The organism is Edaphobacter sp. 12200R-103, from assembly GCF_010093025.1.
Lineage (GTDB): Bacteria > Acidobacteriota > Terriglobia > Terriglobales > Acidobacteriaceae > Edaphobacter.
Map to the genome: position 1 here is coordinate 1,090,716 of NZ_CP048114.1, position 14,636 is coordinate 1,105,351.

Here is a 14,636-nt window from a genome sequence, read left to right on the forward strand (position 1 = left end):
CAGGCACAGGAGCACCGAATGCCATACATGCGTGACACCGACCTGACCTCCGCATTCCTGGAAGGCCTCGCAGCCGCGCCATCCTCTGCCTTACTTCTGGACTACGACGGCACGCTTGCGCCCTTCCAGATTGAACGTGACCAGGCGTACCCCTACCCCGGCATTGTGCCCCTTCTGCAGGCTATTCAGCAAAGTGGCCGCACGGAGCTCATCGTCATCACCGGCCGCCCCATCCACGAGGTCCAGAATCTCCTGGTCCCACTCACCGGAATCGAGATCTGGGGTGCCCACGGTCTCGACCACGTGCTGAGCGACGGAATCCGTCAGCAAATCGAAATCGATCCTTCACTGCAGGCCGGCCTCACCCGGGCCAAAGACTGGCTCAGCCAGCAAGACCTGCTCTCGCTTGCTGAGGTCAAACCCGGCGGCGTCGCGGTTCACTGGCGCGGACTCCCGGAACATCGCATCGAGGAAGTACGCTCCCGCACGCTTCAGGGATGGTCTGCACTTGCACAGGACGGCTTGAAGCTCCTCCAGTTCGAAGGCGGCCTTGAACTCCGCGTTACCCGTCCTGACAAGGGTGATGCAATCGCAGCAATCCTCCATCGTCTCGGTCCCTCAACGCCCATTGCATTCCTCGGAGACGATCTTACCGACGAAGACGGTTTCCGACGGTTGGAGAACCGCGGACTGTCCATCCTCGTTCGCAGCCAACATCGCCAAACTGCAGCGCAGGCCTGGCTTCGCCCGCCCGATGAACTGATAGCCTTCCTCCAACGATGGCTTCGTCAAATTACTCCGTCGTAAAAGATTCACCATTACATTTATTTCTGTCATCGAGCCCATGCTGCGACCACACAATCATCGCGCGCGAAAAAAATCCCTCCACTCACTGCAGAGGGTCAGTCACGTCTCTGCGCTCTTGTTCCTCCTCTTTTTTATCTTTTCTCCTCTTCATGCACAGCAGGACGCCGACGTCTCCTGGACCCCATCCGATCTTGCCGCCGGTTCTCCCGCTCTCTTCACCGTTCACGCTCGCGAGGCCACCAGCATCACCGGCACCTGGCAAAACAATCCGTTGCAGTTCTTCCGGGCGGCTCATACTCCCGATACCTGGTACGCTCTGGCGGGAGTCGACGTCGCCGCTAAGCCCGGTAGCTATCCTCTCGACCTCCAGCTAACAGTTCACGGTCAGTCGCAGACTATCCATCGCGCCATCACCATCATTCCGGCAGACTACAAAGAGATCACTCTCTCCGTCCCGAGCAAGTATGTTGAACCTGACGCCGCATCCCTGAAGATCATCGCTTCCGATCAGTCCCTCAAGCGAGACATCTTCGCCAGCTCGGCGCCGCTTCCGCTCTGGACCGGCAGCTTCATGCCGCCGCTCAACCGTGCGCCCCGCACAGATTCCTTCGGAACACGACGCGTCTTCAACGGCTCACTCGCCAGCATTCATCGTGGCCTCGATTACCGCGCCCGCCAGGGCACTCCCGTCCATGCCGTCAACTCCGGACGCGTTGTCCTCGCCCGCCCGCTCTACTTCGAGGGAAACTGCATTGTCATCGATCATGGCCTCGGCCTCACCACCATCTACATGCATCTTTCGAAGTTCAGGGTGAAAGAAGGCCAGCATGTCACCCGCGGCCAGCTCATCGCACTCAGCGGCGCCACCGGCCGCGCCAACGGTCCTCATCTGCATCTCAGCGTTCGCTGGCAAGGCGAATATCTCGATCCCGCAAAGCTCATTGCTCTGCATCTTCCCTCTCCTGCGGCCGCTAAGGACCTCCCGGCCTCTGCTCAGCATTCAAGGTAGACGATTTCTCCCAGCCAAATAGCCTCTTCAAAGGTCTCTGAATCGCCCTTACCAGCATCCGCGCCGCAAAAAATGCAGCTACCAGAAGTACAAGCGCCATCGACGCCGCTACCAGCGGATGATGAGTCGCAAACCAGGTGATCCCAACCGCAAGCACATCTTCCGTCGAGCTGAGTGCGATGTTCGACACCGGCTCTGGACTCGGCGTTACCGCGGCCCGTACCAGGGTCTTCGAGCCATGCGCCGCCAGTGCAATTCCCGCGCCGATGGCCGTAGCCAATATCTGCATCGCCGGCGAAAGCTGCGAACTTGCATGATAGGCCACCAGGCCTGCCACCGGAACCCTGATGACCGTCTGCAGGCCGTTCCACACCATATCGAATCCCGGAATTTTGTCCGCGAACAGCTCCACCGCAAACATCGCGGCACAGGTAACGATCACCCACGTATCGCCAATCCCGCTCAGCCCCGGAGGAAGGGCCACCCAATGCGTCCGCGCCAGTACGCCCAGCGTCAGCACCGTGGCGTAAATATTCAGGCCGCCCGCGAAGCTCGCCGCAACGATCAACGCCGTTATATTCGCCGCTGAAAAGTGCATGGTGCAGGAATTCTACTCCTGCGCACAAGTTTCGACTGCAAACGATTTTCAGCGTCGTATAGCGCGCTTCACCTGCGCATACTGCTCCAGGATGAAACTGTCCGTCATTCCGGCGATATAGTCCGCGACCACTCGGGCAAGCCCTTCGGCCTCGATATCCTGAAAATGTCCCGCAGGCAATTCCTCCGGATCGTTGACCCAGAAGTTGAACAGCGCCGTCACTACCTCTTCGGCTTTTGCATGCTCCCGCTCCAGAGGCTCACACGTATACAGCGTGTTGTACAGGTAGCGCTTCTCCTCGAGCCTTTGCGACTCGATCTCCGGTGAGAACACCGCCAGCCGTCTGGGATACCGTCGGATGTCGTCAAGCGATTGTGCCCCGATCGCCTCTACATTCGCCAGCGTATTCGCAATCAGGTCATCCGTCAGAATGTTCTGCATCAGCTGCAGAGCTTCATGGAAAAGATACTTCTCTTCCACCAGCGGATGACGCTCTGCAACCGCTCGATAGCAGCGTCCGACGATCGGAATGTTCTCGCAGATATGCCCGATCTCCAGCAGGCCCGACTCCACTCCGTCATCCAGGTCCGCCGTCAGGTAGGCAATTTCATCCGCAAGATCAATCAGCTGAGCCTCCAGCGGAGGACGCAGGTCAAGAAAATACTCTTTCAGCTCCTCATGCTCTTCCGCCTTGTAATCGCGGGAGTGCTTGATGATCCCTTCTCTGACACCCAGCGTCAGATTTAGTCCGCGGTGAGCGGCATAACGCTGCTCGAAGTGCTCGACAATTCTCAGCGCATGCAGGTTGTGGTCGAAACTTCTGCCATGCTGCCGCAGGCAGTGATCGAGAGCCCGTTCTCCCGCATGACCAAACGGAGGATGACCGATGTCGTGCACCAGAGCCAGTGTCTCCGTTAGAGCCTCGTTTAGTCCCAGGACCGTTGCTGCAGCGCGCGCAATCTCGGCCACCTCAATCGTATGCGTCAGACGGCTTCGAAAATGATCCGAAGACCGGCTCGTAAAGACCTGCGTCTTTCCTGCCAGCCGTCGAAAAGCACGCGACTGCACGACGCGTTCCCGATCACGCTGAAAAGCAGTTCTTCCTGACCGCGATGGAGCCGGATACACGCGCATCGTCAGTGGATCGGATTCATCGCCAGCAACGGCGCAACGTTTGAGATCCTTTGCCATAGTCTGCCTTGAGTGTATCGGAATGCTTGCGACAGGCTGCACGCATGCACAGACAAACAAAGAGGACTCATCGCAATCAGATGAGCCCTCTTCAAAACGTCAGACTACTTTACAGAAGATGTGTTCAGCTTCGACAGCTTGACTCGCGCGTTATCCAGCTTGTGCTGCACCTTCGCGACGTCCTCGGGGTCTGCGTCTGCAGGAAGAGATCTGGCATACTCGTTCAGCGATCGCTCCCACTGTTCCACTGCCTGCTTCAGCTTGCCGGTGCGCTCATAGATCTCCGCAAGATGATCATGGATCGTCGGATCGCCGCTGTTGCGCTCATTCGCCTTGCGGACATTATCTTCCGCTAACGCATACTGTCCCGTCTTGTAATATGCCCAGCCAAGAGAATCGAGATAGGCATAATTCTGCGGATCCAGTTCTACAGCCTTGCGAATCATGGTAAGTGCCTCGCTCAGTCGCACGCCGCGATCGGCCAGCATATATCCCAGGTAGTTCAGGATCGTGGCATTCTGCGGATCGATCGCCAGCGCCTTGCGGAACTGCGCCTCCGCGGCGTCATACTGCTTCTGACGATCAGCCATCACTCCACGCAAAAAATACGCGTACAGCTTCTCATCAGGCGCCTTGGACAAGGTCTCGCCCACGCTCAGTTCCTTGGTCGCCTCCGGCCAGCGCTTCAAACGGATGTAGATATTGGCCAGCGCAAGATGGGCCTCGCGATCCCCCTTCTGGTCACCCGTCGCAGAGATCTGCGACTTCGCCAACGCGATTCCCTCGTCCACCTTCCCCGTATCGGCGAGCTGTCCCGCGTACATCAGCTGCACACCTTGATCCTTCGGCATCGCCTTAGCCGCCTCTGCAGCCGCCGCAGTCGATTTCTCCCACTGATGCGCATCGCGGTAGGAGTCCACCTCTCCCTGGTAACCGTTCTTGGCGAAGTCTCCACCGAGCGCAACCATCTGCTTATACGCTGCTACCGATTCGGTGGTCTTATCCTGCTCCCGATAGATGATTCCCAGGCGATCAAGGAAAATCGCCCTGTTCTGCTTCTCCTGATCGCTATAAGTCCCGTCCGGATGTGATGTGGAGTCGATGAGGCTCTTCAACGTCCGAATCGCATCGTCATAACGGCCGAGTGTGTCATATACCAGGGCCTCGTTATAGCTCAGCTCCAGGTTGTCCTGCGACAGGGGCTTAGCCTTCTCTAGTGTCGCAAGCGCATCCTCATAGTGACCCTGCTGCCTCTGAATGTCCGCAATCTTGATCATGGACTGCGCATCCTGAGGCTCCGCCGCGACCACCGTCTTGAAGATCTTCAGCGCCTCATCCAGTTGTCCGTCACGCAGCAGCGCAGTCGCCAGCCCGCGTTGCGTATCCAGATTGTCCGGATCGTCATCCAAGGCACGCCGATACGCCGCAATCGCTTCCTTGGGCTTCTTCAACTGGTCATAGGTCGCGCCCAGAGCGAAATCGATTCTTGCGCTTCTGTCGTCCTCCGGAATGGACTTCAGGATGTCCACGGCACGGGCGTAATCGGCCTGCTCCGTGTACAGCCTATAGAGGTTCAGGACCACCTCTTCGGAGTCGGCATCGATCTTCTGCGCATCCTTAAATTCGCTCTCGGCCTTTGCTGAATCGTGATTCAGCCCGTAGAGCTGGCCCAGCAGCAGCCTTGTCTCGACATCCTTGGGCTTCAGCTCCGCCAGCTTTTCGTACTCCGCGATCGCCAGCTTCAACATCTGCGCGGACTGTTGTCCCTGCATGTCCCCCAGCGACCGTAAATAGATCTTGCCCAGCAGCTCATGCGCCGCCACATCCTGAGGATTTTTGATCACCTGGGCCTGGGCCGCGTTGACCGCCTCGCGAATCCGACCCAGCTTGAAGTACAACTCCGCCAGTCCGTCCTGCAGCGTCGTCGACTCCGGATCCGCATCCATCGCCAGCTTGTACTCTTCAATGGCCTGCGAGGCATAGTCCGGCCTGCCGGCGCTTACCGCCAGGTCCTCGTACATATGGGCGAGGCCATAGTGGTAGTAGGCAGATCCTCGATCGACCTGCTGCCCGGCGGCGGCATCCTTGGAGGCTGGCGTCTGACCCCATGCAAATGGAATCGTCATCAGGACAGCTGCCGCAGCCAGCAATCTGGCGGTGGAGGCACGTGAAAGTGGCTTGATCATCTATAGTTTCCTGCGCCGCCAAAAATGAGTTGCACCCATCAAGACAGACCTTAAACCCCAAATATGGGTCACTCCGTTTAGACGGCGACATGCCCATATTGGCTGCAACCGCCGATTCCGCAACGTGATTTCAGGGTTCGGCGTGATTATAGTCCGTTTCACCCTATCCATGACGGAAGTGACGGAAGCCGGTAAACACCATCGCCACTCCAAGGCGATTCGCAGCTGCAATCACATCCTCGTCCTTCACGGAGCCTCCGGGCTGGATGACAGCCGTTGCGCCAGCCTCGGCAATCGTCTCCAGGCCATCCGGGAACGGGAAAAAAGCGTCAGAGGCCGCAACCGTTCCCTTCAGGGGCAGTACGGCCTTCATCGCGCCAAACTTCGCCGCATCAACCCTGCTCATCTGGCCCGCGCCGATCCCCACAGTTTGACCATGCCCATCGGAGTACCGCGCATACACGATGGCGTTTGATTTCACGTGTTTGCATACCCGCCAGGCGAAAAGAAGCGCTCGCATCTCCTCCTGTGTTGGTTTGCGATCCGTAACCACCTTCAGTTCATCTTCGGTCACCCGCAGACGATCGGCGTCCTGAACCAGAAAGCCTCCGGAGACCTGCTTGACCACGCGCCGGGTATCCGCAGATGCAATCTTTACCAGCCGCAGGTTCTTCTTCAGAGCAAACCGCTCCAGGGCTTCCTTGGTAAATCCCGGCGCTACGATCGCCTCCACAAACAGCTTCGCGATCTCCTCCGCAGCAGCGCCATCCACCTCGCGGTTGATGCCGATCACGCCGCCAAACGCCGACACCGGATCGGCCTCGAGAGCACGTCTGTATGCCTCCAACACCGTCGTTCCGGTCGAAGCACCGCAAGGATTCGTGTGCTTGATGATCGCAACAGCCGCCTCCGCTGAGGCGTCGAACTCGCTGACCAGCTCCCAGCACGCATCCAGGTCGACTAAGTTGTTATAGCTAAGCTCTTTGCCCTGTAGCTGTTGTGCTGCAGCCACGCCCGTTCCGGTCCCATCGACGTAAAGCGCTGCCCTCTGGTGCGGATTCTCGCCATATCGCAATGTCTGCGCCAGGGGATCGATGATCCGCAGCGTCTGGGGCAACCCGTCAGCAAATGCAACCGGGCCGGAAGGCTCTTCAATCTTCTCAAGCGCGCTGGCGATGCCTGCGTCATAAGCCGCAGTGACCGAGAAGGCCCGCTTGGCCAGCCGCCACCGGGTAGCGCGGCTCAAAGCACCCTTGTTGGCTTTCAGCTCCTCTGTAAGAAGCCCGTAATCCGAGACTGAGGTCACAATCGCGACATCCTCGAAGTTCTTGGCCGCCGACCGGACCATCGACGGCCCACCGATATCGATGTTCTCAATCACATCGGCAAAGGCCACACCAGGCTTCTGCGCCGTCTTTTCAAAAGCATAGAGGTTCACCACCACCATGTCGATCGGCTCAATCCCGTGAGACTCGACCGCAGCCACGTGCTCCGGATTGCCCCGCATGTGAAGGATTCCGCCGTGCACCTTCGGGTGCAGTGTCTTCACGCGGCCGTCCAGCATCTCGGGGAACCCGGTCAGGTCGCTGATGTCCTTTACCGTCAGGCCGGCATCGCGCAGAGCCTTTGCCGTGCCTCCGGTCGAAACCAGTTCGACCCCATGCCCGGCCAGGGAACGGGCAAAATCAACTAGGCCGGTCTTATCGGTAACTGAAAGAAGAGCGCGGCGGACAGGACGAAGATCAACTGAAACCGTGGAGGGAGCACTATGTGAGGTCATCACTCTCTATTCTATGTCGGTCCGGGGCCGTTTTTAATCCCTGCCGCTCTCCATCCTCCGGCTCTTTTCAGAGAGCAAAATGCATAACCACCAAATGCGTCTACGGCGGTTACTGTAAAATCACGGAACCCGTCAGGCTCGCAACCCTCTCCACCTGGTGGGAGCCACACCATCGCCTCATACCGCTGGCTATGTTTTCCACAGCCCTGGGATCAGCGTAGCTGGCCGTTCCTACCTGGACCGCCGTGGCTCCCGCCATCATGAACTCAATACCATCCTCGGCCCGGACAATTCCCCCCATCCCTACCACGGGGATGCTGACCGCTTTCGCGGCCTCGAACACCATACGAACCGCGATCGGCTTGATGGCCGGTCCGGAGAGCCCCGCCGTTACGTTGGCGATCTTCGGGCGGCGGGTCTCCACATCGATGGCCATTGAAAGGAAGGTATTGACTAATGAGAGAGCGTCAGCACCAGCCTCGGCGGCCACCTTCGCCATCTGCGCGATGCTTGTCACATTGGGTGACAGCTTTATCATCAGGGGTCTCTTCGAGACCTCCTTTGTCCGCGTCACAAGCTCCTTCAGCAGCTCAGGATCGGTCCCGAAGACCATACCGCCGTGGCTGGTGTTCGGACAGCTTGCGTTCAGCTCGTACATGGCTATGCCTTCGGCATCGTTCAGAACGCGGATGACCTCGATGCAGTCCTCGACCGTGTATCCGAAGACATTGGCGATGGTGACAGCGCCTTTGATCTGCCTGAGCTTTGGGAGCTTCTCCTGGACGAAGGCCCGGACCCCCATGTTCTGGAGCCCGATGGCATTCATCATGCCTGCCGGAGTCTCGATGATGCGCGGCGTGGGGTTTCCGGCCATCGGCTCCTTCGACAGGCCCTTGGTGACGAAGGCGCCGATACGGTCCAGAGAGACGATCTCCTCAAACTCCACGCCATAACCGAATGTGCCGCTTGCAGCTATTACAGGGGAACGCAGCTCAACTCCTGCTACGTTCACCGACATATCCGGTCCATGACTGCTGCTCAATGCGCGGCTCTCCTCTGCCCTGCAGACCTGTCGTGCGCGATGGCTCCGCTACCGGTGTCAGGTTTCATCACCTGTGTCAGCACCTTTCCTTCAATGCTCGAAGGCTGGTTGACACGCAGGATGGAAGCAAACGTGGCGGCGATGTCCACAGGGGCTACACGATCATGATAGGTCCCCGGGATGAACATTGCACCGTAGAAGTCCAGCGGCACGTGGCGGTCGTAGGCGAAGGAGGAGTAGTGGGTCGCTCCCTTTTCGCTGCCGGGAAACTGGAAGGCCGAGAAATTTACCCAGATCGCCCAGCCGACGTAGGGCGAGTAGCTGTGCAGAATCCTCCGGCCAAGCTCGGTGTCCGGAATCTCTCCGGAGCGCATCTTTGCAACCGGGTAGACGCTGCCGAGACCCAGGGGATCGGCCAGACGTCCGGCAGGAATCGCTTGCCCGGAACGCTTGATGCCGATGGAGGGGTCATCGGCAAGCTCAGACTGCAGGACCTGTGCTGCTGCCGTTTCGGCCTCAAGCTCGTTTACATGTACAGCCTCGAAGGCCTCCTGGTTGAGCTGAATATAGGGATACTGACCGCCGAGCACATACTTCTGATCGTGCTTTGCGGGCCACTTCTTCTGCAACCCTGCTTCAAGCGCCTTCATCAGCGCTCCACTCTTGATGGCGACCGACGGCATCTGCGCGTTATTTGCAGCCTCCATCGTGGGCGCAACACCGTGGTCCCCGGTAAGCGCGACGGCCACGTTCTGAAGCCCGACCTGCTTGTCCAGGAAGGTAAAGAAGTCGTTCAGCGATACGTCGACGCCGTCGATCATCTCGCGCTGCCTGGGTGAATCCGGCCCGACCTTATGGCCGAGGATGTCGGTGTTGCTGATCGACAGGGTCAGCATGTCGGTCACGCCATTTTTACCCAGGTTTTCGTTCTTGACCAAAGCCTTGGCGAAGTCGACCAGGTACTGAACCGCAGCCGGCTTCTGGCCTACCTCCTCGTAGAAGTTTCCGGTAGGAACTCCGGCGGCCTTACGGGCATTCTCGCGCTCGTCGCTGGCGTTGAACGCCTTTGCCCAGGCCGGAAGCTCCGGCATCCAGTAGGTCGAGGTGATGAAGGCTCCCGACTCATGATCGGTCCAGAAAGCGCCCTTGGTCGCATGTCCTGAGGTCAGGATGGCGGCACGGTCCTTGAAGGAGACTCCGAAGACCTTTGCACGGCCCTGGGTGGCAAGCTCCAGCTCATCTCCCAGGGTGGACGCTGCCTCGCGGTAGGGTGAAGCTCCGGGGGAGACCTCTCCGCCGTCGGGAACTCCTACCAGCTTGTAGCGATCGTCGCTGACTGAGGTGACCAGGCGCAACTTTCCGTTCGGCCCCTGCTCCCACCATTCGTTGCCGGGAATCTTATGGCCGTCGGTGTAGCTTCCTGTCCCGATGGTCGAGTGGCCCGCTGCCGTGATGAGGTTGCCGTAATCGTAGTAGCAGTCCGTGAAGTGGACACCCTTCTTCAGAAACAGATTGAAGCCGTTGGGGGTCTTGAAGTCGTCGCGATAGCGGTCAAGATAGTCGCCGCGAAACTGGTCGAGCACCAGGACAACCACCAGCTTCGGAGTGGCATGATAGGCGTCTGCCCTCATGGGAATCGAGCCGGGCAGGAGAAGGGAAACTACGAGCAGGAAGGATCCGAACACGCGCATTGTTTTAGAGTAACCGCTTTCGTAAATTCTTAAACCTTACATTTCCGTAAGGTAGCGGAACACTTAGTCCAGAGCGCATGGCCTGACCCTGACGTTCAAAAACCGCTAGAATGAATCTCAAATGATTGATCTAGCATTCGTCCGGGCCAATCTGCCCGCCGTTGAGGAGAAGCTGCGCGCGCGGGGCATGGATCCCGCAGCTGCGCTCGGTGACTTTGCCGCCATCGACCGGGAACGCCGCAACGCCATCACCGAGGTTGAGACCCTGAAGGCGAAGCGCAACAAGCTGACCGAAGAGATTGCACGCCTCCGCAAGGCAGGAGGCGACGCCACTGCCCAGACCGAAGAGACGCGAACGCTGAAGACCGAGGTGGAGTCGCTGGAGGGGCGTGCGGCAGAGGCCGATCAGCGGCTGCAGGCCATTCTTCAGAGCATCCCCAATCTCCCCCAGGACGATGTTCCGGTGGGCGCCGATGAGCATGGGAATCGCGAGGAGAAGGTATGGGGCACGAAGCCATCCTTCAGCTTTGAGCCCAAACCGCACTGGGAGATCGGCGAAGCGCTGAACATCCTGGACTTCAACCGGGCAGCCAAGATCTCCGGATCGCGTTTTGTGGTGCATTATGGCGCCGGTGCGCGGCTCGAGCGCGCACTAGCTAACTTCATGCTCGATCTTCACACCCGCGAGCACGGCTATACCGAGGTGCTGCCACCCTACATGGTCAACTCCCGTTCGCTGTTCGGGACAGGACAGCTGCCAAAGTTTGCGGAAGACCTCTTTCATTGCGACGACAAGGGTGCGTACGTCTCGGGAGAGCTGCAGGAGGGCGATCACTGGCTGATCCCTACCGCCGAGGTCCCGGTGACGAACCTGCTGCGCGATGAGACCATCGATGAGTCGCAGCTTTCGATCTCGCTCTGCGCCTATACACCCTGCTTCCGGTCCGAGGCTGGATCGTACGGCAAGGATGTTCGCGGCATGATTCGTCAGCATCAGTTCCAGAAGGTAGAGCTGGTCAAGTTCACGACTCCCGACAAGTCGCAGCAGGAGCACGAGGCGCTGACGCGGCACGCCGAGAGCGTACTCGAACACCTGGAGCTTCCTTACCGCCGCATGCTGCTGTGCACCGGCGACATGGGCTTTGCCTCTTCGAAGACATACGATCTTGAAGTATGGCTGCCGGGGCAGAATCTTTACCGCGAGATCAGCTCCTGCTCGAACTTCACCGACTTCCAGGCCCGTCGCGCAAACATTCGCTTCCGCCCCGCAGGAGCGAAGAAGTCAGAATATGTGCACACACTGAATGGCTCAGGCCTGGCGGTCGGCCGCACGTACCTGGCGATTCTTGAGAACCACCAGCAGGCCGATGGCTCGGTTCGCGTGCCTGAGGTTCTTGTGCCCTATATGAACGGGCAGACCGTGATTACAAGACAGGAGCGTTTCTGATGGCGCTCTATTGTCATACACTCGTACGGGGCCCTTCGCGGTCAGCCGCGCCAGATCGGACCTGGCGCCCTCTTCTCCCTGGCATGGCCCTCAGGAGCACGATGACTGATGTTTAAACTCCTCCGATCGTATTTCTGGTGGACCTATGAACGCGGCAGCTTTCACTATGACGTGATGGTGACGCTGATTCTTCTGTTTCTCTTCCTGGGGCCGAGGTTTATCGACTTCAAGGATCGTCCGGTCGAAACGGTGGCGCTGTACTCCACTGAGGTCCTTGTGAAGGAGGCCGGAATTGCAGGAGATGAGAGCCGTTTTCTCTACCAGATCCGCGCTGAGGATATTCGCCAGTCCACGGGCGATGACCAGAGCGACGATGCAATCCGGGCCGCCATTCTGCGTGTCATCGAGCCCATCGCCGGCGAGGTCACGCTGGAGCGCTACGAGAGCGTTCGCGATGCCCAGGGCAAGCTGATCGCATACGACGCATGGGTTACCCGGCAGTAAGCGGACACAGAGCGACTCAATTTTGACGAGCCGCGAAATGACCTCACAGCTCTATCTGCATCTAATTGTTGTGGAGAATATGGAACGCATGAAGATTCTGCGCGGAATGGTTATCGCTTCCCTTCTTATCAGCCCGTTTTCTCTTTCAGCCCAGGTCAAGCCCGGCGAGCTCGATCAGGCAATTCGCCAGATGGATGCCGCGAGTGCACGCTTCAAGTCTGCCGAAGCTGACTTTCAGTGGGACTTCTACGAGCTTGTAGTCAAAGAGACAACCACACAGCATGGAAGCATCTATTACAAGAAGAATGGCAATGATCTCGAGATGGGGGCTAAGATACTTCCTCCGGCAACGAAGTTCATCTCATACAAGAACGGCAAGGTAGCTCTATTCGATCCAAATACGAAAGAACTGAAGGTGTTGGCAGCCGGACAGAATAAAGCACAGTGGGAAAGCTTTCTTACGCTTGGCTTTGGGGGCAGCGGAACTGAGCTGACCAAGGCGTGGACAGTGACGAACCTCGGCTCTGAAGCGATTTCAGACGGAAACACCACTGTGCAGACCAGAAAGCTGGATTTGGTCGCGAAAGACGAGAATGTTCGCAATATGTTCAGCCATATTGTGATCTGGGTGGATACGAACCGCGACATTTCGCTGAAGCAACAGTTCTTTACGCCCTCCGGCGACTACCGGACCGCGATTTATACGAACATTCGCTATAACCAGCCGGTTAATACGAAGCCTTACCAATACAAGAAGTAGGTTTGGGTAGTTCTCAGTAGTTAGAGAGTCGTCATCCTGAACGTAGTAAAGGATCCCTGTATTTTCCTGTAGTGGCTACGCTACTTCGGGCAGAATACAGGGATCCTTCCCCTTCGACTTCGCTCAGGGTCAGGATGACGATTCGGGTGAAGAGAAACGACTCAGATTATGGATAGAGCTTTGCGGGGACGATCTCCGGCTCCGGCTCTCCAGCGGCTGCGAGGAGCTTCTTCAACTGGGCCTGCAGCTCGTCGGCCTTCTCTCGATACTCTTTTCGTCCAGCCAGATTGATCAGTTCGTGCGGATCGGCGCGCTGATCGTAGAACTGGTACTCGTGATAGGTTTTGGCGGCGGACTCCTTGGTGTCGCCGGAGAGATCGGCTACGCAATACGTCCAGTCTGGAGTCTTGATCGCTCTTCCGGTCATGGATTCGCTGATCTGAATCAGCTGCTGGTTATGCCAGTTCTGTCGTGCTTCGTAGCTGCTTACCAGCGGAAAGAAGCTGCGACCCTTCCAGGTGGAAGGCGGCGTGAGTCCGGCGGCGTCCAACAGGGTTGGGGCAAGGTCGATCAGTCCCACCAGCTCCGGGATCTGTTGATTGCCCTGAAAGCCCGGTCCATCGATGATCATCGGCACGCGGGTGGAGCTGTTGTGCACGCTGCGCTTGTACTCCTGATTGCGCGTCATGAAGTGGCAGCCGTGATCGCTGAAGAACACAAAGATGGTGTCGTCCGCAAGCCTCTCTTCTTCCAGGATACGGCGGATACGGCCGACGGAGGAATCGATGGCTTCGATGCATCCGTAGTAGTCAGGCAGCTGATCCTGCCATGTGCCGGGGTGTGCGCGCAGATCCTCCGGCGCAGTGGAGTTCACAAAGCGTGCCGCTGCGCCCTTGGGAGCGATCGGCCTGTGCAGGTCGTTCTGCTGGTGCGGCTCGAGCTGTGAGATGAAGAGAAGGAACGGCTTCTCCTGTTTCTGGCGCAGGAACCGCTCGGCACGGTCGGTGAGGAAGTCGACGCGGTACTGGTCCTTGAAGGTGATGGGTTTGTTGTCGCGATCCCAGATCGTCCCTTCATAGGGGTGGGTGGTGTGCTCCAGCGCGTTGGCTCCTTCCCACAGGTCCAGGAAGCCTCCGCGGTCCTCGGCCTTCACCGGGCCGGGGTCGCCACCGAGCTTGGGATTGCCAAGCGCGAGGTGCCACTTACCGATGAGGTTTGCGGTGTAGCCTGACTTGCGCAGCTCCGTGGCCAGCGTGGGGAGGGACTTGTCCAGTTCCAGACCGTTGTGCCAGACGCCGGTCTCAGTGGCGTAGCGGCTGGTCAGCAGCACAGAACGGGCGGGAGCGCAGACAGGCTGATTGGTGACGGCGTGGGTGAAGTTTTTTCCGCGCGCCGCCATCGCATCGATGTTGGGCGTGCGGGTGGAGTTGTTGCGGCCGTTCGCGCCCACAAAGTCCGCGCGAAACTGATCCGCAAGATAGATGATGATGTTGGGCTTTTGGGCGGGAGCGGGAGACGCCGCCTTCCTTTGCGCTTCGGCCGTAGCCGGAACCGCGGCTGTCACGGCTGCCGCCATCGTTCCTTTGAAGAAGGACCGGCGACTCTGGATATTTTCAGACAT

The 14,636-nt window shown here is 58.5% G+C and carries 12 protein-coding genes; 5 read left to right on the plus strand and 7 right to left on the minus strand.

Annotation, left to right across the window (positions count from 1 at the left end; genetic code table 11):
• Positions 1 to 18: 18 nt before the first annotated feature.
• Complete coding sequence (otsB, locus tag GWR55_RS04535) at positions 19 to 807, plus strand: trehalose-phosphatase (protein ID WP_162401194.1); 789 nt, start codon at positions 19 to 21, stop codon at positions 805 to 807.
• Positions 808 to 844: 37 nt separating this feature from the next.
• Positions 845 to 1,816 (plus strand): M23 family metallopeptidase, encoded by a 972-nt coding sequence (locus GWR55_RS19060; RefSeq protein ID WP_202925580.1) that lies wholly within the window; start codon positions 845 to 847, stop codon positions 1,814 to 1,816.
• On the opposite strand, the gene GWR55_RS04545 is transcribed toward GWR55_RS19060, so the two are convergent.
• From GWR55_RS04545 to GWR55_RS04570, 6 genes are all read right to left on the minus strand, one after another.
• Positions 1,779 to 2,414: a DUF4126 domain-containing protein gene (locus GWR55_RS04545; protein WP_162401195.1), complete on the minus strand. Its 636-nt coding sequence runs from the start codon at positions 2,412 to 2,414 to the stop codon at positions 1,779 to 1,781. The two genes, GWR55_RS19060 and GWR55_RS04545, sit on opposite strands and share 38 nt — an antisense overlap.
• 48 nt (positions 2,415 to 2,462) lie before the next feature.
• Complete coding sequence (gene dgt / locus GWR55_RS04550) at positions 2,463 to 3,605, minus strand: dGTP triphosphohydrolase (RefSeq protein ID WP_162401196.1); 1,143 nt, start codon at positions 3,603 to 3,605, stop codon at positions 2,463 to 2,465.
• A gap of 104 nt (positions 3,606 to 3,709) precedes the next feature.
• Entirely contained in the window at positions 3,710 to 5,791 is a 2,082-nt protein-coding gene (locus tag GWR55_RS04555) for a tetratricopeptide repeat protein (protein ID WP_162401197.1), read from the minus strand.
• Positions 5,792 to 5,954: 163 nt separating this feature from the next.
• Complete coding sequence (gene purH, locus GWR55_RS04560) at positions 5,955 to 7,571, minus strand: bifunctional phosphoribosylaminoimidazolecarboxamide formyltransferase/IMP cyclohydrolase (protein WP_162401198.1); 1,617 nt, start codon at positions 7,569 to 7,571, stop codon at positions 5,955 to 5,957.
• Positions 7,572 to 7,680: 109 nt separating this feature from the next.
• Positions 7,681 to 8,589, minus strand: coding sequence for a dihydroorotate dehydrogenase (locus GWR55_RS04565; RefSeq protein WP_162403771.1), 909 nt, complete (start codon positions 8,587 to 8,589; stop codon positions 7,681 to 7,683).
• Between the two features lie 20 nt (positions 8,590 to 8,609).
• Entirely contained in the window at positions 8,610 to 10,304 is a 1,695-nt protein-coding gene (locus GWR55_RS04570) for an alkaline phosphatase family protein (RefSeq protein ID WP_162401199.1), read from the minus strand.
• A gap of 121 nt (positions 10,305 to 10,425) precedes the next feature.
• Here GWR55_RS04570 and serS point away from each other — a divergent pair, with 121 nt between their 5' ends.
• The 3 genes from serS to GWR55_RS04585 all read left to right on the plus strand — a co-directional run bounded on the left by serS (position 10,426) and on the right by GWR55_RS04585 (position 13,015).
• Positions 10,426 to 11,751, plus strand: coding sequence for a serine--tRNA ligase (serS, locus tag GWR55_RS04575; protein WP_162401200.1), 1,326 nt, complete (start codon positions 10,426 to 10,428; stop codon positions 11,749 to 11,751).
• A gap of 108 nt (positions 11,752 to 11,859) precedes the next feature.
• Positions 11,860 to 12,255 (plus strand): hypothetical protein, encoded by a 396-nt coding sequence (locus GWR55_RS04580; protein WP_162401201.1) that lies wholly within the window; start codon positions 11,860 to 11,862, stop codon positions 12,253 to 12,255.
• A gap of 88 nt (positions 12,256 to 12,343) precedes the next feature.
• Positions 12,344 to 13,015, plus strand: coding sequence for an outer membrane lipoprotein-sorting protein (locus tag GWR55_RS04585; RefSeq protein WP_238398646.1), 672 nt, complete (start codon positions 12,344 to 12,346; stop codon positions 13,013 to 13,015).
• Positions 13,016 to 13,181: 166 nt separating this feature from the next.
• Here the strand turns inward: GWR55_RS04585 and GWR55_RS04590 are convergent, their stop codons facing one another.
• Positions 13,182 to 14,636, minus strand: coding sequence for a sulfatase-like hydrolase/transferase (locus tag GWR55_RS04590; protein ID WP_162401203.1), 1,455 nt, complete (start codon positions 14,634 to 14,636; stop codon positions 13,182 to 13,184).

Excerpts from the sequence above, each read along its gene's own strand:
- otsB (WP_162401194.1), top strand. The coding sequence starts at position 19 with ATGCCATACATGCGTGACACCGACCTGACCTCCGCATTCCTGGAAGGC.
- GWR55_RS19060 (WP_202925580.1), top strand. The coding sequence starts at position 845 with ATGCTGCGACCACACAATCATCGCGCGCGAAAAAAATCCCTCCACTCA.
- GWR55_RS04545 (WP_162401195.1), bottom strand. The coding sequence starts at position 2,414 with ATGCACTTTTCAGCGGCGAATATAACGGCGTTGATCGTTGCGGCGAGC.
- dgt (WP_162401196.1), bottom strand. The coding sequence starts at position 3,605 with ATGGCAAAGGATCTCAAACGTTGCGCCGTTGCTGGCGATGAATCCGAT.
- GWR55_RS04555 (WP_162401197.1), bottom strand. The coding sequence starts at position 5,791 with ATGATCAAGCCACTTTCACGTGCCTCCACCGCCAGATTGCTGGCTGCG.
- purH (WP_162401198.1), bottom strand. The coding sequence starts at position 7,571 with ATGACCTCACATAGTGCTCCCTCCACGGTTTCAGTTGATCTTCGTCCT.
- GWR55_RS04565 (WP_162403771.1), bottom strand. The coding sequence starts at position 8,589 with ATGTCGGTGAACGTAGCAGGAGTTGAGCTGCGTTCCCCTGTAATAGCT.
- GWR55_RS04570 (WP_162401199.1), bottom strand. The coding sequence starts at position 10,304 with ATGCGCGTGTTCGGATCCTTCCTGCTCGTAGTTTCCCTTCTCCTGCCC.
- serS (WP_162401200.1), top strand. The coding sequence starts at position 10,426 with ATGATTGATCTAGCATTCGTCCGGGCCAATCTGCCCGCCGTTGAGGAG.
- GWR55_RS04580 (WP_162401201.1), top strand. The coding sequence starts at position 11,860 with ATGTTTAAACTCCTCCGATCGTATTTCTGGTGGACCTATGAACGCGGC.
- GWR55_RS04585 (WP_238398646.1), top strand. The coding sequence starts at position 12,344 with ATGAAGATTCTGCGCGGAATGGTTATCGCTTCCCTTCTTATCAGCCCG.
- GWR55_RS04590 (WP_162401203.1), bottom strand. The coding sequence starts at position 14,636 with ATGTCTGAAAATATCCAGAGTCGCCGGTCCTTCTTCAAAGGAACGATG.